The organism is Dyadobacter sp. HNCC25DJ184, from assembly GCF_056895215.1.
The window spans coordinates 216544-239631 of record NZ_JBXHAQ010000006.1 but is presented as its reverse complement, the minus strand read 5'-3'; the positions used below and the strand labels follow the sequence as shown (position 1 = coordinate 239631).

Genomic DNA, 23088 nt, shown 5'->3' with positions numbered 1-23088 from the left:
ATATTTATAACCGATCTGAGCTTGCTGATGAACTGCGATCGTTCTAATATGACAAGCTGCCCAAAGAGTCTGAAAATGCTGAATCACCGTTAGTATAAAAGTTGGTATTTACTTTATTCGCTATTTTACCGTTCAAAAAAATCGGGGATCTGTTTTCGCGGCGGTATATATATTTGTTAGGAAACTTTTGCACACTTAATGTATTATGGATTTATTCCTTCTTATTCTTGGTATCGCTTGTTTATTGGTTGGGTTGGCCGGGGCAGTTTTACCTCTACCCGGACCGCCGCTGAGTTTTGCTGGCCTTATATTGCTGGATTTGACTAAATATGTGGAGTTTGGAAACGTAGTCCTGATTGGTTTTGGGGTGGTGACGGCTATATTGCTCGTGCTGGATTACTATATTCCGATATGGGGTACGAAAAAATTTGGTGGTACGAAATACGGAGCGATAGGAGCGACGCTCGGCCTTTTGGTGGGCTTTTTTGTCATTCCCGGAATCGGAATTTTTCTGGGAACTTTCCTAGGCGCTTTAATCGGCGAGTTAATTGGTGGGTTCGGAGCAAAAGATGCTCTCAAATCGGCATTTGGATCATTTGTCGGCTTTGTTACCGGCATCGCCATGAAAGTATTACTATGCCTTGGAATGATCGTTTACTCGATTGTTGGCCTTTGGGAGTATTTTACGTGAATACTCCCAAAGGCCACCGGAATTCGTAGCGTTAGCCAGTGAATGCTTGTCAGATTTTGTCATGAAATGGTCATGCAATTGTGACAACAGGACTGGTATTATATCAAACACCTGTTTTAATTGTTATTAATCGGTGAGCGTTTTCCAAATCACGTCGAAAACTTCCGGTGCCTCAATTTCAGTTGGACTATATTGATCATTTGTTACTAAAACCGGATGATAATCTTTCCCCGCGTTGATTGCTCCGTGTGAGCCTTTGATTAAATCTGCATCAAAAGGTATTACATCCATCAAGTACCTGAATCCCAGTTTTTTACGCAACAGTTTGTATCCGGCTCTCAGTTTTATGAACGGATTTTTTTGATCCATAAACATTTCAACCGGATCGTACCCTGGCTTTTTGAATATCTCCACTAAACGTGCAAAATCTGGTGCCTTGGCGTCGTCATACCAATAATAATAGGTAAACCAGCTGTCAGGTTTTGCGACAATGACTATGTCTCCGCTGCGTTCGTGATCCAAATGATACGCTTTTTGCGCTTCCTTGTCGAGTATTAATTCAATACCCTTATTGTTTTGCAAAACCTTAATAATCTGATCTTTAACTGACTCGTCGTTCAGGTATATATGAGCGATCTGATGATCAGACACGGCAAAAGCTTTGGATGCTCCTGGATCCAGCAACTCATACCAGCGTTCAGTTCTAACCGCAATTAAACCTTCATCCCTCAGGATTCGATTAATATGGATCGGATTATTTACCGGATTGATACCATACTCGGAAAGCAGGATGATACTGGCATTTTTAGACTCATAATAATTGACTAAATCCTCTACTACCTTATCAATTTCAGCCAATTCCTTGCTAATCTTGGAAAAATCCGGCCCGAATTTTTGAAGACAGTAATCCAGATGCGGGAGGTATATCAGTGTCAGTGTTGGGTCATGTTTCTTATCAACCGATATCGAAGCGTCGGCAATCCATTTGGTGGATTTGATATTGGCATTTGGTCCCCAAAAACTAAAAAGTGGAAATTGACCCAATTCCTGCTGTAATTCGTCTCTCAACGAAGCAGGATGCGTGTAGCAATCGGGCGCTTTCACACCGTCTGCATGGTACTGAGGTCTTGGAGTTACAGAATAGTCGGCGGAAGAATACATATTATACCACCAGAACATCTTCGAACAAGTGAAATTCGGATCGAGCTTTTTTGCCTTGTCCCATATCTTTTCACCGAATACAAGCTTATTGGATTGCTTCCAAAACTTGATCTCCGAATCCTCCCGATCATACCATCCATTCGCGACGATACCATTTTCAGCAGGCCATTTACCTGTGACATAAGTGCTTTGAGAAGTAGTAGTCAAAGCAGGTAAAAGTGGCTTGATGGTATTCAAATGCCTTTTTGCGACATAATTTTTCAAGAAAGGAGTATTCTCTCCAATCAAGTTCGAGCTTAAACCAACTATATCTATTACAACTGTCTTATTCATAATCAGGTTTTAATTTTGAATGAAAGAATGAACCGGGTGGCTGGGTCTTTAATAAAGAATGTTCGGCCCATTTCAAACCTCGTTTCTCGTTCCATGCGTTAAAAACGTTGAACTATTGGAAACCGATTGCAAATCAGTTTCAGCTGATATTCGGCTCATTTCAAATTCCTTCGTCCATTCACGCATTTCTGTGAGCCGATTGCTAAAGTCTATCCCAATACCTCTTTCACCCACTCCAATTCCCGAACAATCGACTCACCGATTGGCTTTTGCATATCATCCGGCAAGACACCCCAGGTGTAGGTTTCAACTTCCAAAAATCTGGTAAAGGGTTCTTTCTTATGGAGTTCCAAAGTCCGGACAATATCATTTCTTGTTGAACCTAGCAATCCATAAGTTTCAATAAATAGCGGCACGTGGAAATGAACCCGCCATTCCGCGTGTTTGTCTCCAAAATTCTCGACTGCTTCCGGAAGATCCGTAAAATGAAGCAGTTCGTTTCCGGATGTTTGCGCAACAACCTGATGAAGATATACCGGCTCATCAAAAGCTTTGATAGCATTTAACCTGGCCTCACGATCTTTTGCAAAATCGACCTTTAACGCCGAACTGATTTGAATCCGTCCGGTCCTGATGCCGATTTCATTCAAACTGGCTAGTATTGTTTCCGGTTCTTCAAACCCAACTGCCGCATGGCAGATATCGTAGCAAAGGCGGATATGAGTCAATATGGTATTTCGGGCATCTTCTTCACTGACTTGATATTTGCTTACCAAATACGCAATACCTGTCGGTAACAAACTTGCCTTGTACCAATTCACAAAATCATTGATATTGTCGAGAATTCCGTCTGGCTCCGGTTCTATATCCAGATGTAAAACCTGTCCTTTTGTATTTTTGATTTCAAGAAGTTCATCTAAAATCAACAACAGATTTCCCGTTGCTTTTTCGGTTGCGAAAAGCTTTTCGGTTTCAGTCGGCCACCATGGGCTATATGACAACGGAGGCGTTGAAACACCGCCTTCCATGTCAGCAGGAAGCAATTCGCTAAGAATTCTGAAAAGCCGGATGGTATAGTCTTTTCGATCGGTTGTCGTCCAGTCGGGCGCGTGTACCTGATCTTTTACCACGGTGTTGTGAAAACCCCCAAATGGGAAGCCGTTGATCACGAAAACATATATATCTTCGGCTAAAAGCCAATCTTTAAACTCGGCCAGGTTTTTGGGTTGACTCAGAGCAAGGGACGCTTCATTCGCAATACGTAAACCAAGTCCAAATGGCTGATCAGGAGATAATTTGGATTTGATAAATGGGAGATTGTCTCTCAGACTTCGAAAATGGTCTTCCCATTTTTCGCCGGGATGAATATTGCTGCAATAGGTGAGGTGTCCGTATGGCGTATTCATTAAAAATTCGGGTTAGGTATTAAATTTAAAAGGCACTTAGTCAAATTTTCTTTGCCACGAAGTCACTAGGAATAGAGTGCTGATTACAAACTCCTTAGTGTCTTAGATTGTTTGTGGCAATTTTAACTTAACCGCGGATGCCTTTTACTTAAATCTGATGCGTGGGATTCGCATGAAAATGCAATTCTTCCAGTTCGTCAACTGATTTAGAAATGAGATCCGCATCCAGTTCGTGAACCTCAACACCTTTTCCGATGGATTCCAGCAGCATAATTGTCAGCTGGCCACCCAGGTGCTCCCGGAATTCTTCAATTCCGTTCCGGAGATTAATTTTATTGTTTTCAGACAAATGAGGGTGATATAGCTCAAAACCCAAACCTGAAAGTGTATTGAGAATTCTCGTCAAATCCTGCAGGCTCAGCATACCCTTTTCTTTAGCATATATACAGTCCAAAGCAATACCAATCGCCACCGCCTCACCATGACGAAGCGTGAAATTGGTAAGATATTCTAGTTTATGAGCTGCCCAATGGCCAAAATCCAGTGGTCGGGAAGAGCCGAACTCGAAAGGATCGCCGCCCGCTATATGGTCAGTATGCATTTCTGCACAACGGTGGATCAGATAGGCCATCACCTGCTCGTCTCTGTCAACCAAAGCTTTGACATTTTGTTCGATCCATTCAAAGAACGAAGCATCTTTGATCAATGCAACTTTGATAGCTTCTGCAATTCCGCAACGCCAGTCGCGATCGTCGAGCGTTCTGAGAAAAGTAAGGTCATTAAAAACGGCTACCGGAGGCACGAATGTTCCAAGAAAATTCTTTTTCCCCCTGAAATTTATACTATTTTTCACCCCAACACCTGAATCATTTTGCGACAAAACTGTAGTTGGAATGCGTATCAATTTGATACCTCTATGTGAAACTGCTGCGGCATATCCCACTAAATCCAATATCGCACCACCACCAATCGCGACGATAAACGAATGCCTGTCGATGGCGTGATGGTCAACTGCTTCAACCAGTTTCTCAAAAATAGCGGGATCGTTTTTGCACGCTTCTCCACCAGTTACTGTGATAATTTCGTCGGCAAGGCGGATATGCGATATTGATTCTGAAAAGTATGATTTAATCTGAGTCGGAATATCCGGATTCAAACTCACAAATCCTTCATCCATGATTATCAGGGCTTTGCGCTGAAAGCCCGATTCCTGAACTGCTGAAAAATAATCTTTGAGGGTAGTATTACTGATGTCAAACAAGTGCTCGGTGAAGAAAACTGAGTACTCATAAAATATCTGAAATTTTTGGTTAATCGGTTGCATGTGGGTTAAGGACTTCAATTTCTGATCGTAACTGTCTTAGCATAACATTAATTAAGCGCAAAAGTACTTCAGTCATCGGTGATTATCTTTATTTCTAATTTTATTTTAATAGTGCGATATGGTGAATCAAAGTGGCAATTGTATTTCTAAACTGATAATTTGTTTCGTAAATATATCAAAATCAGTATGTTAAGATACATTTTTTAAAAGCTTTCACGCAGGGCGCTAACGATTTTCGCGAATCCGGAAAAAACCAAGATCAACGGAAAACTAAAAGCTGACCCCTAACTGCTAAAAGCTAAGTAACCGCAAACGCTTTCGCTAGATATAAACTTAGCGGCAGCAACGCCAGCACAGCCAATGCAACCGGCCAGAAACCGAAAACAATACACCACGAGGCGTTCATGACGATCAGTGAAATTACTCCCGCCTTTACAGCCTTGCCAATCAAAGGACCAATTGGATTTTGAATTGCATTCCACAACGGTCGGCCGATCAGCCAGGCGTGTAATAAAATAAAAGGACTCGCCCAGAGCAGATTTCCCTTACCCGACGCGATATACATTTGTACCAATAATACGATCAGATAAAGTACAGCTGCAATGTAAAGCGTTTTCTTTTTTCCGCCATGCACCTCGTCCTGGCTGATCATCGTGATCGCACCAATATATATGATAGGTACGAGTGCAATTAAACCCCATTGCTGAAAAGACTCAGGAAACACGCTCATACCCAAAAGCAAATTTCCGCCACGGCACATTCCCATCACAACAGGTCCGAAAAAGGAGTGATGTTTTGCAAAACGATTATATAAAATGGTCAAAAGCGCAATAATAAAGGCAATTTTGCCGCTCAACGGGCTGAAGTAACCTGCGCTCGCAACACCGATCACATGCAGAGATATACCCAAAGCAGACGCAGCGGTCAACGAAACTTTACCGCTGGGGATTGGTCGTTCCGGCCTTTCAATAGCGTCAAGTTTTGCATCGAAAACGTCGTTTAGAACTACACCACCACCGTATAACCCGATCGTGGATATGACTAACGGCAACGGAGAATAATCTGAAAACGTAAACTGGGCAATCGCCAGTCCTGCTAATATATCGGCAACTGCCGTGACAAGGTTTGCAGGCCGGGTTAACTGCAAGTAGGGTTTTATATCGTTCACTTTATTGTATTACAAGGGAATCCCTGGTGGGGTTGAGTTGCTGGCCTCCTCTTAAAATGGAGTTGCCATGAAATTTTTCGGTCGGATCCGCCTCCAACCCTGACTCAAAATCAGAGGTATCAATCTGTCCGCTTTTACCAAACGCATCAATTGCGTTTTGATAAGTAACCAGCCGGATCGCTTCGTCGGATATTCCTCTCATTTTCATTAGCGCGGCTGTTTTTGGAATAGCTAACGGATCAGAAATTCCCCAATCAGCTGCGGAATTAATCATTATGCGCTCAGGACCATATTGTTCCACCACTTTAACCATACGTTCATTTCCCATTTTGGTAAACGGATAAATGGTGAAGGCAGCCCAAAAGCCTTGGTCTAACACACTTTTTACAGTTTCTTCATTGTTATGGTCCACAATCACCCACGAAGGATCGATGCCGTGTTCCAGCGCGATGGCCATACTCCGTTCCGTACCTTTTTTCTTATCACGATGAGGTGTATGGATTTGAACCGGAAGGTTGGCTTTCTTTGCCAATTCAAGTTGTAAACGATAGTATTTTTCTTCAGCAGCCGTTTGGTCATCAAAGCCAATTTCTCCAATACCAACCACCCCTTCTTTATATATGTAAAGGGGTAATATCTCCATTACCTGTTCTGCTAGTGGCTCATTATTAGCTTCCCGGGAGTTGAGCCCCATCGTGCAATAATGTTTAATGCCAAATTGGGAAGAACGGAAACGCTCCCAGCCAACCAAACTGCTGTAATAATCTTTGAAGCTGGAAAGCCCTGTCCTCGGCTGGCCCACCCAAAATGCAGGTTCGATCAAAGCTACAATTCCCGCGGCGTGCATAGCCTGATAGTCGTCAGTCGTGCGCGAAACCATATGGATATGCGGGTCAAAAAAGCGCATACCTTTAATCAGGTCGCGGTAGTCGTTCCATTCTATATCACGGTGAGCCGGGGATGCGATATGCTCATCGGTCTCGTCAAAATGAGACGGGTTCGGGATATTTTCGTTATGGTTGAGGCACATAGGTATTGAGGTCTGTAAATTCGATATCTGCCCAGGTAAGCGTACCGGCAGCAACTTCTTTTTCTAATTCCGGAAATTCTGAAAGCAATATTAAGGCAGGTGCATAACCCGATTCGTAAGAGGCAATTGCCGCCGCTTTCCGGTTATCTGCATTCCCCGATTCGAACAAATGCTTCATATCAGCAACTAGGGTTTGGTTCATATATGGGCTAACCAATCGCCAAACCTGGGGTGCCACGAAACGGCCAGCCGCCCAACGTTCATGCGCGAAATCTGAAAGAGTATATGCAAGATGTTCATTCGCACGATTTTTCAGTCCAATAATGAAATGAATAGGCTTATCGTTAAAAATGGTTTTCAAAACAAGCTGATTCCAAGCCAGTTCGCTGAAGTATTTTTCCGGATAGGTGTTGTGTAAGGCAATCGCGTCGAATACCAATCCCATATTAGACCGAACTGCGTCGGTAGCCCGGAAAAGCCATTGTTCGGGGTAGGAGAGAACTGGAAGTGCGGAATATAGGGCAACTAATTCCTTCATTTCAGCGGTGTCGAAAAGCGTTTCTATATTCTTGATATACGGCTCTTTAGAGCTGTCGTCAAGCTGCGTTAACAACCAAACACGCGACAAAGTCACTAACGACCACCCTGAAATTTCAAGGGTTACGGCATTGTCATTTATGATATGGGTACCCTCAATTGTTTTTTTGGAAAGAAATCTGGGAGCAGAGACAAATGCCGTCATGATCTCCATCGGACCCTGAACGCTCTTATCTGCCAGCCAGTCAGCTTCGGTGGGCGATGCATATTGCAAAATCAAAGCCCATATTTTTTGCTGAATTGTACTTGACATAGGGGTTAAATTTATTTGTAGACAAAGGTTACCTGTATCCTTAGCAAAAACAACAATAAAAGTTATTCAAAATAATGATACGGAACATGTTCACTTTATAAAGGACTATTACGCACTTTTATAACGCAATCAAAACAATTGAAGTTTTAGTGGTCTGCTATTTTTTGATTTAAACGCAGAGTTAAAGGAGTGTAACGCTGAGCTACACAGAGTTTTATTTGTCTGCGCAGTCTGCGATAAATTCTCCTAACACCGAGTTTGAAATTTGATTTAAAAATCAAACTCTACAACTGCATTATCATTCAATAATCGATTCGTAAGTTCCATATGTGCTTTCTCGGTTCCTTGTAAAATCCAGTTACCACTGATATGGCTTCCGGTTTTACTTTGTTCAGATCTCAATATTTTCAAATCGTATTGGCGAAACAGATCTTCGTATTTAGTCAATGCTTGCTTGTCGTACACACACATCAGCCGGTAATTACGGATTTGATTATATCTCCTGATCATGTTTTGCAGCGGAGAGAGAATCACCAGCGAAAAACCGGATATAACGAAACAGGCGATAGACAAATAGTAATATCCTGCTCCAATGCCCATTCCAAGGGCTGCAGTAACCCAAACGATAGCAGCAGTTGTAATTCCCACCACCCGGTTATTTTCCCGGAAAATGATCCCTGCGCCAATAAAACCGATACCTGTCAGGATATTGGCAGCGATGCGGCCAGCATCAGCACTGATTTTGATGGAAAGAATGGTGAATAATGTAGTGCCGACAGAAATCAGAATCATCGTCCTCAAACCTGCAGATTTACTACGATACTCTCTTTCAAACCCGATGATCAGCCCCAGGGCAAAGGATATCAATAATTTATAAAGGTCTTCGTTTTCCAGATGCATATTTTTGGTTGTTATTCACCACGGAGTTCAGAGAGTCTCTCACGGAGTTACACTGAGTTTATGATACAAAACGTTTATTCCATTCTTTTATCTACTCAGCTATAACTCTGCGTAACTCGGTGCAAAACCCCGTAAACTCCGTGGTTAAACGTTTTCTACTACGAATTCATGATAGTCTCAATCTCGTCTGCTTCCAACGGGATATCAGCCATCAGATCAATATTGCCATTTTCAGTGATCAGGATATTATTTTCAAGCCTGATTCCCAATCCTTCTTCTTTGATATAAATACCTGGTTCACAAGTAAATACATTTCCAGGCTCGAAGCGTCTGTGTTTATTGCCCACGTCATGCACGTCGAGGCCGAGGAAATGTGACGTTCCGTGAGGGAAGTATTTTTTATAGGCAGGCCATTCCGGATCCTGCTTGGCAATATCATCTTTGGTGATCAGTCCTAGTCCGATGAGCTCGTTTTCCATAATCGAACCCACTTCTTTATGATAATCGTCCCAGATATTGCCAGATATCAACATATCTTTGGAGGCTTTGAAAACTCTCAAAACCGCTTCATAAACATCACGCTGCCTTTTGGTAAAACGACCATTTACAGGAATACTGCGCGAAAGGTCTGAATTGTAATTCGCATATTCCGCAGCCACGTCAAGCAATATCACGTCGCCATCCAGACACGGACGATCATTTTGGATGTAATGAAGAACACACGCATTGGCTCCCGAAGCGATAATCGGCTGATATGCGAAACCTTTTGACCGATTTCTGATGAACTCATGAATCAGCTCCGCTTCAATTTCAAATTCGTGAACACCCGGTTTTACAAATTTCAATATGCGTTCAAATCCTGCTTTGGTGATATTACAAGCCTGCTGCATCAATTGTATTTCAATCGGATTTTTCACCGCCCGAAGCTGGTGCATCAAAGGCGATAGCCTTGCCAGGTGGTGCAGAGGGTATGCCAATTTGAAATGGCTAATGAAACGATCCTCCCTCGTTTGCGTCAGCGAATCGTTTCTGGTATGCTCATTAGTATTCAGATATACCTTGTCCGCCTCAAAAACGATATTCCTGAAAACGGTGTCATATTGGTGCGTCCAAAAGATGGTCTCTATCCCGGTTACAGCACGCGCCTGTTCCTTTGAAAGCTTTTCGCCCTCCCACACAGCAATCGTTTCATTGGTTTCCCTTAGAAAAAGTACTTCGCGAAACCGTTCATCGGGATGTTCGGGGCAGAGTACCAGAATACTTTCCTCCTGATCGACACCGGTGAGATAAAACAGATCAGAGTTTTGTTTAAAACTCATGGTGCCATCCCCGTTTGTAGGAAGTATATCGTTGGCGTTCAGAACCACCATTGACTTTGGACTCAGAAGCTTAACAAGTCGTCGGCGGTTGTCGATAAAAAGAGAATTATCTATGGATGAGTAACGCATTATCCGTATTTTTTGTAACTGAAATTTAATTTGCAAAATTACGTTTATATTGCAATTAAGAAGTTTAATAACATTAAAGAATATAATCACAGCTAACTGGAACGAGCTTTTTCAGATAAATTTTGGCGATGTTACAATCGAATAACCATTTTCTGACAATTCTTGGCTTCCCATTCATTGTATTGAAAATCTGAAGAATATTCGATCTCCCGGCGGCTCTTTAGGGGAAATGCTGATTTGGAAGTCTTCGTATTATCACGCAGTTTGTGTTTGTCTTTGACGAAAAACCTAACTATATCATAAAGAATGAAAAGATGCCTCTTGCTCCTTCTCTTGCTGTGTCCATTGTTGTCGTCAGCAAATCCAAAATATTGGATATACCTTAAAAATAAGGATTTAAAAGCGACTCCCGCTGTATCGAAACAAACGCTGGACAACCGTCTGCGACTTGGGCTTCCAATATTTGAAGAGACGGATCTTCCGGTAAACAGCCAATACGAATCAAAGCTAAAAGAGGCATCAGTTAAGATTGTCAACCGTTCAAAATGGTTGAACGCGGTTTCGGCGAATCTGTCGCACGAGCAGGTGGAAAACTTGAGCAAAATGGATTTCGTTTCGAAAATCGTGATGATTGACCCAGGTTTTTATGTAGCTCAAACACAGCCAATTGAAAAAGCTCAAATGGCGCCGGTAATGTCGCAGGTCCAGGCAGATGTATTTCAGAAAAATAATATTACGGCGGATAATGTCACAATTGGAGTCATCGACGCCGGGTTTTATGGAGCCGATTCTTCTTTTTCATTAAGTCAGATATTCAATAACAAACGGATACTAGGAATAAGGGATTATGTAAGAAGAGGGCGGCCGGGAGAATTGCTATTCAGTACCGCTGAATCGTTTTCCGATATGCACGGAACGGAGGTTCTCGCCGCCATTTCAGGTATTGATTTCAAAGATCAAATGCAATATGGGGTTGCGACAAACGCCAAATTTTACCTAGCCCGCACGGATTATTCCATGAAAGAATATCGCGGGGAGGAGGATAACTGGATCGCGGCGATGGAATGGATGGACAGCCTAGGTGTTCGATTGATCAATACTTCATTGGGTTACGCAAAAGGGTTTTCAGACCCAAGTGAAAATTATAGTCCAAGCCAAATGGATGGAAAAACTAGCGCGATCACAAGGGCAGCGCAAATTGCTTCAGACAGAAAGGGAATTACAATTATAGTATCAGCGGGGAATGAAGGTGATGACAAAAGCTGGGGTATAGTTTCCGCACCCGCAGATGCGCAAGGAGTTTTGTCTATCGGGGCGACGAACAGCAAACTCTGGAATAGAATAGGGTATAGCAGCGTCGGGCCAGAATTCTTATCCTATGTGAAGCCGAATGTCTCCTGCTTCTCTCTATATGGAACTTCGCTATCAGCACCGGTTATCACTGGTTTTGCTGCCTGTCTGCTACAGGCTAATCCAAATCTGACTAACAAGGAACTGATATCTTTAATCGAAAAATCAGCGCATTTGTATCCATATGGTAACAATTTTGTTGGCTACGGTGTGCCTCAGGCTTCGCGCGCGATGGCTTTAATCAAAGCACCATATCTTCCCAACAATTCTCAATTGATTGTGGCAAAGGGCCGGAATGTGGATATAGACGTGTCAACAGACGAGCCGCTTGTTGCCATATACCGGAAGAAAAATAGTAAGGATGTGATGAGTCAGCAGGTAGCAAAAGTGCAGAACGGGAAGGTGAATTTAAAACGTCAAAATGGCGAGAAATTCACGACAATTGACCTCAAAAACACCGTTATTGAGGTGGAATGGAACTAAGTTTGATATCCGCTTTTCGCAGAATAAACGTCTGTCAAATGTCAATTTTGCAAGTTATTCTATTTGCGGTAACGAGCACACGTTAAATTTTTTTAAAGGTTTCAGATACACTTTTCAACATAATTCTTTAATTTTAGAGCTTCGCGAGCCCGATAGGCATAGATATGCGTATCGGGCTTCTTATTTATCCTAAAACCTAATCCTGAGTTACAATGAATACTTCTCGCAGAGATGTTTTGAAGATGGCAGGAATGGCAGTAGCAGGTAGCGCGCTTCCGACTATCGCAATTCTTAACCCAAACCGCGCATTTGCCGGTGTTAACAGTGATACACTTAAGATCGGCTTGATCGGTTGTGGAGGTCGTGGATCGGGCGCCGCCAATCAGGCACTCAAAGCTGACCCCAATGTGGTTTTGCATGCAATGGGAGATATCTTTAAAGATAAAATGGATTCCTCTCTGGAAAACCTTACCAAAATTCACGGAGCGAAAGTGAAAGTGGATGAAGGTCATAAGTTCCTTGGTTTTGACGCATTCCAAAAAGTTTTGGACTCGGGTGTGGATGTTGTGTTGTTAGCAACGCCTCCTCATTTCCGTCCGGAACACCTTACTGCGGCTATCAAGGCAGGAAAACACGTATTTTGTGAAAAGCCTGTGGCGGTAGATGCGCCGGGTGTAAGAAAGGTGTTGGACGCTGCCAAATTGGCGAAGCAGAAAAATCTTTCTTTAATGTCTGGCTTTTGCTGGAGATATCACGAACCAAAACGTGCCACTTTTGGAAGAGTCTTAGACGGAGCAGTAGGTGATATTCAAGCAATTTACAATACGTATGACACAGGTACGCTTTGGTCTTTCCCACGCCAACCAGGATGGACTGACGCTGAGTATGTACTTCGCAACTGGACTTATTATACCTGGTTGGCAGGTGATCATATCGTCGAGCAGGCTGTTCACAGTATTGATATGATGTCATGGGCGATGGGCGGAAAATTACCACTTTCGGTAGTTGGAACCGGTGGTCGTCAGGTAAGAACTGAATCATTGTACGGAAATATTTTTGACCACTTCGCGGTTACTTACGAATACGAAAACGGTGTTAAAGGTTTCCACCACTCTCGTCAGCAGGCGAACTGTGAAAACAGTTACCTGGTTGAAACGATAGGAACCAAAGGCCGTGCCATGGCAAACTGCGCACGTAACGTGCATGAGATATATGGACAAAATCCGTGGAAATACGATGGCGTTCAGAATGATATGTACCAAACTGAACACAATGAGCTGTTTGCGTCTATCCGTAGCGGCAAATTGATCAATGACGGTGAATTTATGGCGCACAGCACATTGCTTGCGATTATGGGTAGAATGGCCGCATATACCGGAAAAAGAATTACCTGGGAACAGGCGTTAAATTCAACTGAGAAACTGGGTCCTGATGCATATAGCTTCCAGATGACACCACCGATCGTTGAAGTTGCGAAACCAGGTATCACAGCTTTCTCCTGATCTGTATATGGATAGAAGAGATTTTCTTTTGAAAAGCACGTTAGCAGCTTCGGCTGCTACCTTTTCAGGTTCTGTTGTCGCTGAGGCATCTAATCTGATCAACCACAATACCGCTCCGGCAGCGCAACCTATGGTGAAGAAAAGCCTGAAGTGGGGGATGGTGAAAGAAGATTTGTCCGTCATGGATAAATTTAAATTGTTAAAAGATCTGGGTTATGACGGCGTTGAGCTGGATTCTCCTAATGATCTCGATATGAAGGAGGTATTGGCTGCTCGTGACAAAACAGGTCTGCTACTCCCAGGTACTGTCAATTCTTTTCACTGGAAATATCCATTGTCGGATCCAGATCCTGCGAAAAGAGCGGAGTGCACCAAATCGATAGAAAAGGCATTACGCGATACTAAAAAATATGGCGGTACCACATTATTGGTAGTACCGGGTGTAGTAAAAGCTGATGTAACTTACGCAGAAGCATATGAGCGTTCTCAGGCTGAGATTCGCAAAGTTCTTCACGTTGCAGAAGAAACCGGTGTTAAAATCGCTTTCGAAAATGTTTGGAATCAGTTTCTGCTGAGCCCGCTCGAAGCAGCGCGTTATGTGGATGACTTCAAACACCCGATGGTGGGCTGGTATTTCGATGTAGGCAATGTATTGCGTTACAGCTGGCCAGCATCCTGGATCGAAGGCCTGAACAAGCGTATCCTTAAGCTTGATTTGAAAGAGTTCAGTTTTAAAAAGCAGAACGACGAAGGACTTTGGAAGGGTTTCGACGTTGAATTTTTTGACGGAGACTGCAACTGGCCGGAAGTTAATAAAGCATTGAAAAAAATAGGTTATTCCGGTTGGGCGTCTGCCGAAGTATCGGGAGGAGATCGCAAACGTTTACTCACGATTCGTGAGAAAATGGATGAGATTTTCAAGGCTTAGAAATTATTGATAAAGTCGAAGAGGCAGGTATTATAAGTTTTCTTATAATACCTGCCTTTTTGTATTGTTGAGGTTGACATCAGTTAAAATTTGAGAGAATTAGTTCTCAGCCATCTGTCCGAAAGTATATCAATCGTCATTCTCCTAGCTTTAGAAAAATGAAAAAATTTGAGCTGATTACGATAAGAAACGTCTTTGTTTATTTTCCGATTATCGCGCTTTTTCTAATCTATCAGGCTTGTAATTATAATTACGGATCCGTAAAGTGTAGCACATGTTCACAGGAGTGCGAAGCATTGACACTTCAAAAACTGGACGACGTAATTCGCAGAGACTACTTTAATTGGTATGATAGCTATAAGGTCCTCGCTAGCGGGCCATGTATCAGTTATGAACTTATCAAAGAGGGCGTTTTATTGGTTGAGACTGATCCGGGAAGCGGTATTTCACATAGTTTTATGGCAACAAAGCAGCAGATTCATGCCTTGGCTAAAATGCAAACTCCTTTAGACAGTATACAGAATTATCTGCCCGTTGCTGGCAGTACAAGAATGGGATTTGCTCCAGTAACGAAGCCTCGATATCGTCTGAATACTGCAGTGAACTAAACCTAGGGATACTAGAATGGAGACATCGCAGCAAATGCCTCCATCACCCATTACTTTGTAGAACCTTTCTTCTTCTGATACAAGCCCCGCCGATATTGTTGCAAAGTTCGGATCTTCAATTCACCGTTTACAACTTCGACTAGTTTGTATTCGTTGAATGCCTTTTTCTTATCCTGAAAACCTACTATACACGACAGGTCATTATCTCCTTTCTGGAGCTCAATTACTGGTTGAATTCCAAAGTTTGGAATGTTAAGTGTATCACTAACCCGCAATTCGATATACTGAATTTTAAGAATATATTGAAAGGTATTCTTTGTTTCAAAAGCTTCAACCGCAAATTTCCAGTTGTTCAGTTTGTCCTTGTCCTGGAATTTTTCTTCATATGAAGCAACCGCTTTTTTGTTCACAACATCCCTTATTTCTGGAATAGTGTCGTTTACCACGGTTGGAAGTTGTTCCTGCTCATTAGCAGTTTTTTCTTTTTTGGCACAGGAGAATATAGCGAGGCCGGCTACTACTAAAAATATTCTGAACATACGTGTGTGAAATTGTGCTAAACCAGAGTTCCTTGCTTATCGTGATCCTGAAAATACTCTTTTTTGACTATTGTAGCCGTTTTGTGGTCACCCGTATGGTTCCAGCCCGGCGGCATAAAGATATAAAGTATTTTGTTTTTCAAACCCGGAGCGTGATATACGTCTTTGATTAAACAGTAAAATTCTCCAAAATAAGCATCCAGAAAATCGCCTTTTTTCATAGGGCGCGTGATACCGTATTCAATTTCTACGTCCTTTTTTTCATCCTGCAAAGTCCCAAAAGCCCGATCCCAGATATTAAGGAGATTGCAAAAATTGGTATCCATATATAACGGATTCTTTGCGTGATGAACCCGATGGTGTGATGGCGTCAGGATATACTTGTTCAGGAAGCCCAGCCTGCCGTCTTTCAAGATATTTTCTCCGACGTGAATAAACGCACCCCAGGTTCCGTCGATAAACATGATCAGAAAAAGTAACGGGGGATTCACGCCCAACAGAATACATATGGTGGTACGGATTATATCTGCATATGGAGCTTCCAGAAAAAAGTGTGCGTAGGTTACCGAAAGGTTCATATACTCCGGGGCGTGGTGGGTTGAGTGCAAACACCAGAAAAGCCGCACTTTATGGCCATAATAGTGATATACAAAGTGCGAAAGCTCCCAGACAATATAGCCGTAAATTAGCCAGTACCATGTAAAGGTAGTTTTGAAGATTGCATAAGGTTCAAATAAACCTATGCAGAGCGCCACCATGGCAATGGAAATAAATCTGGATATGAACCTGTTGAGAACGTAAGTAAAAAGGGATATTTTGTAATTGGAGAACGTATATCGCCTATAGAAAACACTCCTGATGATTTCAAAAAAGAGCAAAACCGGAATAAATGGGCCTAATCCCTTTTTTATTCCCTCAAGGGTTAAAAGTTGGCCATAGTCGCCGGATTTGATGATTTCCAGCAGCCCGTGGTAGCCAAAGAAGCCTGTAAACTCTTTGACAATTGTGTTGATAAAATCCATGGTGGTCCTTGCAAAAAATTAATAAGTATGTTCATACAAAGTCATTCGTCACGAATAAATACCGTAAATAGTAATCTTAAATAACAAGAAGTTCTATTGATTTCATATATGAAACGAATTATCAGGGAGTTATAGGCATGTGTCCAACGAAAATCTTTTAAAGGCGGATTTAGCCTTGAATCTCAATTATATTCACTCTGAGGCACAAATTTCTGTTGATTGTAGCGCGAAAACACGATATTGCGATTTGAATAACAATGGATATTTGAAGTTCCAATCCCGAGCCTTTCTTTACTCAAAAGTCTGTTTATGGTATTAAACTACATTTTCGTAGCTTTTTTTGTGATCGCGTTTGCGATCGCTGGTTTAAAATTTCTTCTGACCGGCGATGTGCTGACTTTTAAAGCAATTGTTGAAGGAATGCTCGATATGTCGGAGACGGCGGTGATGGACATAGCTTTACCGCTTACTGGCGTCATGACTTTTTTCTTAGGGATATTGAATGTGGGTGAAAAGGCGGGTATAATCAACGTACTCGCTCGTTTCATTGGTCCATTTTTCAATAAGCTTTTTCCAGAGGTTCCGGCGGATCACCCAGCTAATGGTCAGATGATTATGAATTTTTCGGCCAATATGCTGGGCCTTGACAATGCTGCTACCCCATTCGGTCTTAAGGCTATGCAAAGTCTGCAGGAGCTCAATCCCAGCAAAGATACTGCCTCCAATGCTCAGATTATGTTCTTGGTACTGCACACTTCCGGCCTGCAGATTATTCCACTAACGATCATCGCTCAACGTGCTATTTTAGGAGCCGCCAGCCCATCAGATGTTTTTATTCCGTGCGTGGTAGGAACCTATGTGACGACCGTTACCAGTATGATTATAACCGCACTTTGGCAGAGAACCAATCTATGGAATCGAACCATATTACTCGGACTGGGTTCAGTGACTGCGTTTATGGCACTTGCGTTATGGTATTTGTCAGGATTACCGCAGGCGCAGATTGAGAAAATATCCATTTTTACAGGCAACTCGATTTTGCTCCTTGTCGTTTCGGGTTTTCTTTTGGCAGGGCTTGTTAAAAAAGTCAATGTTTTCGATGCCTTTATAGAGGGTGCAAAGGGAGGACTGCAAACAACTTTTACGGTAATTCCATATTTGGTAGGGCTGTTGGTCGCTATTAGTGCATTCCGTACCTGCGGAGCTATGGGATATGTAATTGATGGTTTAAAATGGCTTTTTTCACTGACAACCCTGAATACTGATTTCACAGATGCGCTTCCAGTTGCTCTGATGAAACCATTGAGTGGCAGCGGGGCACGCGCGTTGATGATTGACGCGATGAAAGAATTCGGGCCAGATTCGTTTGTGGGGAGGTTAGTTTGTATTTTTCAGGGATCTGCAGATACTACTTTATATATAGTCGCACTTTATTTTGGTTCTGTTGGAATAAAAAATACGAGATATGCCATCGTTGCCGGACTCATCGCCGATATGATCGGGGTGGTGGCGGGGATCTGGTTAGGCTATTTATTTTTTCATTGAACGGAACATATTCTCTAAACGCCTTTTAAACAGCATATGCAACCGTCCGTCCAAAATGGGTGGGCGTATAGGACTTCATCAGCTATTATTGAATATTCAACTCAGAGAATTATGCTTAAAATGTTACCCAAGTCATTCATCCTTGCCATAGCAATGACATCATTGGCGTCCCTGCAGCAAGTGTCTGCGCAAAAGGATGTTAATCAAGAGGCCGATACATACTCACTTGAGGACTGTATCAGGGTTGCGCTGGAAACCAACCCACAGGTGAAGATATCAGAGTTACAGGTTAACACCAGCGATAATTATTTTCAGCAGTCGAAATGGCAACGCTGGCCGAGTCTTAGCTTTAGCGCAGGTCAGGGATTCAGTTCAGGTCGTAATATTGACCCCTACACCAACTTATATGTTCAGCAGAACGTAAGTTCCAGCAATTTTCAGATTGGTTCATCCATGGTTTTGTTCAACGGGTTTCAACTTCAGAACACTGTTAAACGAAACGGATACAATCTTCAGGCTTCCCAAAAGGACCTTGCTGCGGCAAGAAATGACCTGATGTTGAACGTTGCCTTATCATATCTTCAAATTGTTTCGAACAGGGAGCTTATTCAGGTCGCTCAAAGGCAGGTAGATGCTTCGGCACTTCAGGTAGGTCGTACAGCGCAATTGGTTGAAGCAGGAACATTGGCGGAAAGCAATTTGCTGGATCTGAGAGCACAGCTGGCCAATGATGAACTTTCCCTTGTTAATGCGCAAAACAACCTGAGTATTGCAGAGTTGAATCTCAAACAACTCATGAATATGCCGGGAACCAACAATATCAATATCGTGGCGATTGACGTGAAAGACCCGACGTTACAAGCATATGATGCGACAATACAGGAAGTTTATGAAATAGCCTTGGCTTCCTTGCCTCAAATGCAGGCCGCTAATTTCAGAATTGAGTCTGCAAAACGTTCTATTGAAATAGCAAGAGGCGCGGCTATGCCTTCCCTTTCTTTAAACGCTGGGCTATATACCGCCTATTCGAGCGTTGCACCAAAACAACGTTTTGTAGCAGACGGTAGCGGAAGCACTGTTGTAGAGCAAGAGTCGACAACAAGTTTTGTCAGATATAATGATTTGATTGCACCAGTCATCAATAAGGTGACTGTTCCAAACGGATCTATTCAGGAGTTTGGTTATCTCAATCAGTTGGACGGAAACAGGAATGCTTCTATTAACCTTAATCTACGTATTCCAATTTTTACAAACTTCCAGGTAAAATATAATGTGGCGAACGCCAAAATTCAGCAGAAGACTGTTGAATATCAGGCGCAGCAGGTGGCTTTGACGATCCGGAAGAATGTGGAACAGGCCTATATTGATATGACCAACGCCGCGAAACGATATTCGGCCACCGCCAATCAGGTTCGTGCTTTGCAGGAAACCTTCAGAGTATCGCAAGTTAAATTTGACGTAGGAGCTATCAACTCGGTTGACTACAACATCGCCAAAGCGAATCTGGACAGAGCCAATGCGAATCTCGTTCAAACAAAATACGATTACGTTTTCAGAACAAAGGTTCTTGATTTTTACATGAACCGCCCTCTGTCCGACTTTTGATTTATAAACTATAATAGAAACCAGCAATACGAAATGGCCCGGAAATCGTCAAAAAGAATATGGTGGATAGCAGGAGTGGTAGTTGTTTTGCTCATCGGAGGTTTGTTTGGAGCCAAACAGGCCGGGCTGATCGGGAAACCAAAAACAACGGAAGTGGAATATGCCACGGTTAAGAAAACGGATATCATCGAACGTGTAAGCGCCTCGGGGAAAGTGCAACCTGAAGTAGAGGTAAAACTCAGCCCTGACGTGTCCGGCGAGATCACGAGTCTGCTCGTGGCAGAAGGCGATTCCGTAGTGAAAGGACAACTTTTGCTGAAAATCCGTCCGGATAATTACGAGTCGTTGATGGCCAGAGCTCAGGCTGCTGTTAATTCCAGCAAGGCCAATTACGAGCAAACCAAAGCGATTGTTGCACAAACGGAAGCTAGGCTGGTTCAGGCAAAAGCTAATTTTGACAGAAACAAAAAACTATATAGCGATAAAGTGATATCAGCATCGGATTTCGAAACTTTCCAATCCAATTATGATGTCGCCAAACAGGATCTTGCTTCTGCGCAGGCGAACGTTTCTGCTGCACAGTACAATATTAAAAGTGCAGAAGCGGGTTTACGCGATGCTGCCGAAAACCTTAGAAAGACGAGCATTTTCGCTCCGGTTAGTGGTATCATTTCGTTGTTGAATGTGGAAGCCGGAGAGCGCGTGGTGGGTACTTCTCAAATGGCTGGTACTGAAATGATGCGTATCGCCAACCTTGCTAATATGGAGGTGCGCGTAAATGTCAATGAGAACGATATCGTCAGAGTTTCTTTGGGCGATACTGCGGAAATAGATGTGGATGCATATAGTTCTTCTGGTCGGAAATTTAAGGGTATTGTAAAAGAGATAGCAAATACTGCGGCCGGTCTGGCTTCTTCCACCTCCGCGGCGAGCACTTCTGCTGACGCCGTAACGGAATTTGAAGTGAAAGTGAAAATCCTGAATGATTCCTTTGCAGACTTAATGGCAAAGCGTTCCAAGAAATCATATCCTTTCAAACCTGGTATGACGGCGTCGGTCGAAATCATTACAGAAAGAAAGAACGGTGTTGTTTCTGTTCCGATCGCGGCGGTAACCACAAGGAATAATAAACCTGCGCCCGATGCTAATCAAGAAAATAACGATCAACCAACAGAAGATAAAAGCAAACCCAAAAAGGAAGAGCCGATAAAAGAAGTTGTGTTTGTCGATGTGGCCGGAAAAGCCGTGATGAAAGAAGTAACCACCGGCATTAGCGATTTTGAAAATATCGAGGTCAAGTCCGGCTTGAAAGTAGGCGATGTGATTATTTCAGGGCCATATATTGTAGTTTCTAAAACCCTGAATACTGGTGACTTAGTGGAAAAAAAGAAGGTAGAGGAGAAAAAAGAGGATAAAAAATCAAATTAAAAACCTAAAGACAGCGTTGTTCTTAAGTAATAAGTTCGATTTAGTTTAGGTTAAAAGAGAAATCCTTGCGGCTTTGCTGCAAGGATTTTTTATTTTCAGGTATAAATTAATATGTTAAATGTCCTTCAAATGAAATCATTCGGCGCTGTCGTGCTAGTTTGATTTTTATTAAACGATCAGGCATAAATGGACTCCTTACCGAATTTTTTAACCAGCAGGTAATAAAACAAAGCCCTGAATTTGTTTCTGCTGGAGCTGCCGAAAGTACCGCAAACCTCAGTCAAAGCAGCATCGAGTTCGGGTCCATCAGGCAATCCCAGTTTTCCGGTCAGAAAGCTTTTCTTAATCCGATCAAGTTCAGATTGGTCGCTGCATGCAACCTTCGCAGAATCAGCGTTATGGACCGAAGGGCCAAGTCCTCTCGTGACTTTTAGCAAAAGATCGGTATCGACTGAAACATTGATCTTTTTAGCTTCCTCCTGGTAAGTGGCAATTAATTCATCCAACTTGCTCATATTGTATGTGTTAAAGTGTAAATAATTCAACGAATTTTACAAAAATTACCGGTAAAATCAATTTGGACCGGATTTTCATCAACTTTTTTTGTCGTAAAGCATGTTCATTCTCTTTATAAAAGACTAGTTTGGCACTCTTATAAAAAGGACTAAATATGGCTCAGGTCATCCATACCAAGAGTTTTCATAAAAATGAGTTTAATCAACAGTAAAAAGATAGCAGTTATTGGAGGCGGAAGTTGGGCAACGGCGATCGTGAAGATTTTGTGTGAACATCACCACGTTCAGATCCGTTGGTGGCTTCGCAGCAAACGTGATATTGAGCATATCCGCAAATATCATCACAACCCCAGTTACCTGAGTGACGTTCTGCTTTCTCCCAAAAAAATAAAGGTATTCGAACAAATTTCAGATGCACTGAAGGGGGCGGAATATGTAATTTTGGCTGTTCCCGCTGCCTTTTTGGAGGAATCTTTGAAAGTGGTCACTAAAAAGCAACTGGCGGGCAAGAAAGTGGTTTCGGCGATTAAAGGTATGGTTCCTAGCGAAAATAAGCTCGTGACTGACTGGATATCAGATAAATATGATATTGATATCAACGATACTTCAGTAATAGCGGGTCCATGCCACGCAGAAGAAGTTGCGTTGGAAAAGCAATCATATCTCACCATTGCCTCAACTGATAAGAAGACTGCCAAAGATTTTGCGGATATCATCAGTTGCCGATTCGTTTCAGCACATTATCTGGATGACTTGTACGGCGTTGAATATGCTGCAGTAATGAAGAATATTGTTGCGCTGGCTTGCGGAATTACCCACGGGCTGGGATATGGCGACAATTTTCAGGCTGTTTTGGTATCCAATGCAATGTTAGAGATCGGCAGGTTTGTTACTGCGGTCGATACCCGTGAAAGAGAGATCAGCGCATCCGCTTATCTGGGCGATTTGCTCGTAACTGCGTATTCACAGTTCAGCCGGAATCGCCTTTTTGGAAATATGATTGGTCGTGGATATAGCGTTGTAGCAGCCCAGATGGAGATGAAAATGATTGCGGAAGGATATTATGCGACAAAGAGTATTATGGAAATCAATAAGGGGCTGAATGTAAATTTGCCGATTACCACATCGGTTTATCAGATACTATATGAAGATCAGTCGCCGGCTTTGGTGATGGACAAATTGAAAATGCATTTGCGATAATGGCCTTATTGCCGTTTTAAATCGTACTCCAATTTTAACAGGATCGAAATCA

Annotated in this window: 20 protein-coding genes; 9 read left to right on the top strand and 11 right to left on the bottom strand. The window is 42.6% G+C overall.

Annotated features, from left to right (window positions below):
* The first annotated feature begins 205 nt into the window (after positions 1 to 205).
* A complete protein-coding gene (locus tag AC1XUD_RS11655) occupies positions 206 to 691 on the top strand; it encodes a DUF456 domain-containing protein (RefSeq protein WP_483361173.1) in 486 nt (161 codons plus the stop codon).
* A gap of 126 nt (positions 692 to 817) precedes the next feature.
* Here the strand turns inward: AC1XUD_RS11655 and AC1XUD_RS11650 are convergent, their stop codons facing one another.
* From AC1XUD_RS11650 to AC1XUD_RS11615, 8 genes are all read right to left on the bottom strand, one after another.
* Complete coding sequence (locus AC1XUD_RS11650; protein WP_483361172.1) at positions 818 to 2185, bottom strand: alkaline phosphatase family protein; 1368 nt, start codon at positions 2183 to 2185, stop codon at positions 818 to 820.
* A gap of 209 nt (positions 2186 to 2394) precedes the next feature.
* Positions 2395 to 3591: a metabolite traffic protein EboE gene (gene eboE / locus AC1XUD_RS11645; protein WP_483361171.1), complete on the bottom strand. Its 1197-nt coding sequence runs from the start codon at positions 3589 to 3591 to the stop codon at positions 2395 to 2397.
* A gap of 148 nt (positions 3592 to 3739) precedes the next feature.
* Entirely contained in the window at positions 3740 to 4933 is a 1194-nt protein-coding gene (locus AC1XUD_RS11640) for a 3-dehydroquinate synthase (protein ID WP_483361170.1), read from the bottom strand.
* Between the two features lie 280 nt (positions 4934 to 5213).
* Positions 5214 to 6083 (bottom strand): UbiA-like protein EboC, encoded by an 870-nt coding sequence (gene eboC, locus AC1XUD_RS11635; protein WP_483361169.1) that lies wholly within the window; start codon positions 6081 to 6083, stop codon positions 5214 to 5216.
* Between the two features lies 1 nt (position 6084).
* Positions 6085 to 7113: a TatD family hydrolase gene (locus AC1XUD_RS11630; RefSeq protein WP_483361168.1), complete on the bottom strand. Its 1029-nt coding sequence runs from the start codon at positions 7111 to 7113 to the stop codon at positions 6085 to 6087.
* Positions 7097 to 7963: an EboA domain-containing protein gene (locus tag AC1XUD_RS11625; RefSeq protein ID WP_483361167.1), complete on the bottom strand. Its 867-nt coding sequence runs from the start codon at positions 7961 to 7963 to the stop codon at positions 7097 to 7099. The genes AC1XUD_RS11630 and AC1XUD_RS11625 overlap by 17 nt, the downstream gene beginning before the upstream one ends.
* 270 nt (positions 7964 to 8233) lie before the next feature.
* Positions 8234 to 8863 (bottom strand): MgtC/SapB family protein, encoded by a 630-nt coding sequence (locus AC1XUD_RS11620; RefSeq protein WP_483361166.1) that lies wholly within the window; start codon positions 8861 to 8863, stop codon positions 8234 to 8236.
* Between the two features lie 158 nt (positions 8864 to 9021).
* Positions 9022 to 10311, bottom strand: coding sequence for an aminopeptidase P family protein (locus tag AC1XUD_RS11615; protein WP_483361165.1), 1290 nt, complete (start codon positions 10309 to 10311; stop codon positions 9022 to 9024).
* 306 nt (positions 10312 to 10617) lie between these two features.
* Between AC1XUD_RS11615 and AC1XUD_RS11610 the strand changes: the two genes are divergently transcribed.
* The 4 genes from AC1XUD_RS11610 to AC1XUD_RS11595 all read left to right on the top strand — a co-directional run bounded on the left by AC1XUD_RS11610 (position 10618) and on the right by AC1XUD_RS11595 (position 15182).
* Positions 10618 to 12144 (top strand): S8 family serine peptidase, encoded by a 1527-nt coding sequence (locus AC1XUD_RS11610; RefSeq protein ID WP_483361164.1) that lies wholly within the window; start codon positions 10618 to 10620, stop codon positions 12142 to 12144.
* Positions 12145 to 12356: 212 nt separating this feature from the next.
* Positions 12357 to 13646, top strand: a complete 1290-nt coding sequence (locus AC1XUD_RS11605) for a Gfo/Idh/MocA family protein (RefSeq protein WP_483361163.1) — start codon at positions 12357 to 12359, stop codon at positions 13644 to 13646.
* A 7-nt stretch (positions 13647 to 13653) separates the two neighbouring features.
* Positions 13654 to 14574, top strand: coding sequence for a sugar phosphate isomerase/epimerase family protein (locus tag AC1XUD_RS11600; protein ID WP_483361162.1), 921 nt, complete (start codon positions 13654 to 13656; stop codon positions 14572 to 14574).
* A gap of 158 nt (positions 14575 to 14732) precedes the next feature.
* Positions 14733 to 15182: a hypothetical protein gene (locus tag AC1XUD_RS11595; RefSeq protein WP_483361161.1), complete on the top strand. Its 450-nt coding sequence runs from the start codon at positions 14733 to 14735 to the stop codon at positions 15180 to 15182.
* A 50-nt stretch (positions 15183 to 15232) separates the two neighbouring features.
* Here AC1XUD_RS11595 and AC1XUD_RS11590 read toward each other — a convergent pair whose 3' ends face one another.
* Both AC1XUD_RS11590 and AC1XUD_RS11585 read right to left on the bottom strand, forming a co-directional pair.
* Positions 15233 to 15721, bottom strand: coding sequence for a hypothetical protein (locus AC1XUD_RS11590; protein ID WP_483361160.1), 489 nt, complete (start codon positions 15719 to 15721; stop codon positions 15233 to 15235).
* 17 nt (positions 15722 to 15738) lie between these two features.
* Complete coding sequence (locus AC1XUD_RS11585; protein WP_483361159.1) at positions 15739 to 16743, bottom strand: sterol desaturase family protein; 1005 nt, start codon at positions 16741 to 16743, stop codon at positions 15739 to 15741.
* Positions 16744 to 17052: 309 nt separating this feature from the next.
* Between AC1XUD_RS11585 and AC1XUD_RS11580 the strand changes: the two genes are divergently transcribed.
* The 3 genes from AC1XUD_RS11580 to AC1XUD_RS11570 all read left to right on the top strand — a co-directional run bounded on the left by AC1XUD_RS11580 (position 17053) and on the right by AC1XUD_RS11570 (position 21321).
* On the top strand, positions 17053 to 18288 hold the full coding sequence (locus AC1XUD_RS11580) for a nucleoside recognition domain-containing protein (protein ID WP_483361158.1): 1236 nt from the start codon (positions 17053 to 17055) through the stop codon (positions 18286 to 18288).
* Between the two features lie 111 nt (positions 18289 to 18399).
* Entirely contained in the window at positions 18400 to 19893 is a 1494-nt protein-coding gene (locus AC1XUD_RS11575) for a TolC family protein (RefSeq protein ID WP_483361157.1), read from the top strand.
* Positions 19894 to 19926: 33 nt separating this feature from the next.
* The gene (locus tag AC1XUD_RS11570; RefSeq protein WP_483361156.1) at positions 19927 to 21321 is read left to right on the top strand and encodes an efflux RND transporter periplasmic adaptor subunit; all 1395 of its coding nucleotides are present in this window, start codon (positions 19927 to 19929) and stop codon (positions 21319 to 21321) included.
* 176 nt (positions 21322 to 21497) lie between these two features.
* Here the strand turns inward: AC1XUD_RS11570 and AC1XUD_RS11565 are convergent, their stop codons facing one another.
* Positions 21498 to 21836 carry a DUF2853 family protein gene (locus AC1XUD_RS11565; protein WP_483361155.1) on the bottom strand — a complete coding sequence of 113 codons (339 nt, stop codon included), beginning with the start codon at positions 21834 to 21836 and terminating at the stop codon, positions 21498 to 21500.
* 192 nt (positions 21837 to 22028) lie between these two features.
* Between AC1XUD_RS11565 and AC1XUD_RS11560 the strand changes: the two genes are divergently transcribed.
* Entirely contained in the window at positions 22029 to 23036 is a 1008-nt protein-coding gene (locus AC1XUD_RS11560; protein WP_483361154.1) for an NAD(P)H-dependent glycerol-3-phosphate dehydrogenase, read from the top strand.
* Positions 23037 to 23088: the final 52 nt, after the last annotated feature.

What these genes read in the sequence shown, in the direction of transcription:
- AC1XUD_RS11655 (WP_483361173.1), top strand. Translation starts at nt 206, where the DNA reads ATGGATTTATTCCTTCTTATTCTTGGTATCGCTTGTTTATTGGTTGGG.
- AC1XUD_RS11650 (WP_483361172.1), bottom strand. Translation starts at nt 2,185, where the DNA reads ATGAATAAGACAGTTGTAATAGATATAGTTGGTTTAAGCTCGAACTTG.
- eboE (WP_483361171.1), bottom strand. Translation starts at nt 3,591, where the DNA reads ATGAATACGCCATACGGACACCTCACCTATTGCAGCAATATTCATCCC.
- AC1XUD_RS11630 (WP_483361168.1), bottom strand. Translation starts at nt 7,113, where the DNA reads ATGTGCCTCAACCATAACGAAAATATCCCGAACCCGTCTCATTTTGAC.
- AC1XUD_RS11625 (WP_483361167.1), bottom strand. Translation starts at nt 7,963, where the DNA reads ATGTCAAGTACAATTCAGCAAAAAATATGGGCTTTGATTTTGCAATAT.
- AC1XUD_RS11620 (WP_483361166.1), bottom strand. Translation starts at nt 8,863, where the DNA reads ATGCATCTGGAAAACGAAGACCTTTATAAATTATTGATATCCTTTGCC.
- AC1XUD_RS11615 (WP_483361165.1), bottom strand. Translation starts at nt 10,311, where the DNA reads ATGCGTTACTCATCCATAGATAATTCTCTTTTTATCGACAACCGCCGA.
- AC1XUD_RS11610 (WP_483361164.1), top strand. Translation starts at nt 10,618, where the DNA reads ATGAAAAGATGCCTCTTGCTCCTTCTCTTGCTGTGTCCATTGTTGTCG.
- AC1XUD_RS11605 (WP_483361163.1), top strand. Translation starts at nt 12,357, where the DNA reads ATGAATACTTCTCGCAGAGATGTTTTGAAGATGGCAGGAATGGCAGTA.
- AC1XUD_RS11600 (WP_483361162.1), top strand. Translation starts at nt 13,654, where the DNA reads ATGGATAGAAGAGATTTTCTTTTGAAAAGCACGTTAGCAGCTTCGGCT.
- AC1XUD_RS11595 (WP_483361161.1), top strand. Translation starts at nt 14,733, where the DNA reads ATGAAAAAATTTGAGCTGATTACGATAAGAAACGTCTTTGTTTATTTT.
- AC1XUD_RS11590 (WP_483361160.1), bottom strand. Translation starts at nt 15,721, where the DNA reads ATGTTCAGAATATTTTTAGTAGTAGCCGGCCTCGCTATATTCTCCTGT.
- AC1XUD_RS11585 (WP_483361159.1), bottom strand. Translation starts at nt 16,743, where the DNA reads ATGGATTTTATCAACACAATTGTCAAAGAGTTTACAGGCTTCTTTGGC.
- AC1XUD_RS11580 (WP_483361158.1), top strand. Translation starts at nt 17,053, where the DNA reads ATGGTATTAAACTACATTTTCGTAGCTTTTTTTGTGATCGCGTTTGCG.
- AC1XUD_RS11575 (WP_483361157.1), top strand. Translation starts at nt 18,400, where the DNA reads ATGCTTAAAATGTTACCCAAGTCATTCATCCTTGCCATAGCAATGACA.
- AC1XUD_RS11570 (WP_483361156.1), top strand. Translation starts at nt 19,927, where the DNA reads ATGGCCCGGAAATCGTCAAAAAGAATATGGTGGATAGCAGGAGTGGTA.
- AC1XUD_RS11565 (WP_483361155.1), bottom strand. Translation starts at nt 21,836, where the DNA reads ATGAGCAAGTTGGATGAATTAATTGCCACTTACCAGGAGGAAGCTAAA.
- AC1XUD_RS11560 (WP_483361154.1), top strand. Translation starts at nt 22,029, where the DNA reads ATGAGTTTAATCAACAGTAAAAAGATAGCAGTTATTGGAGGCGGAAGT.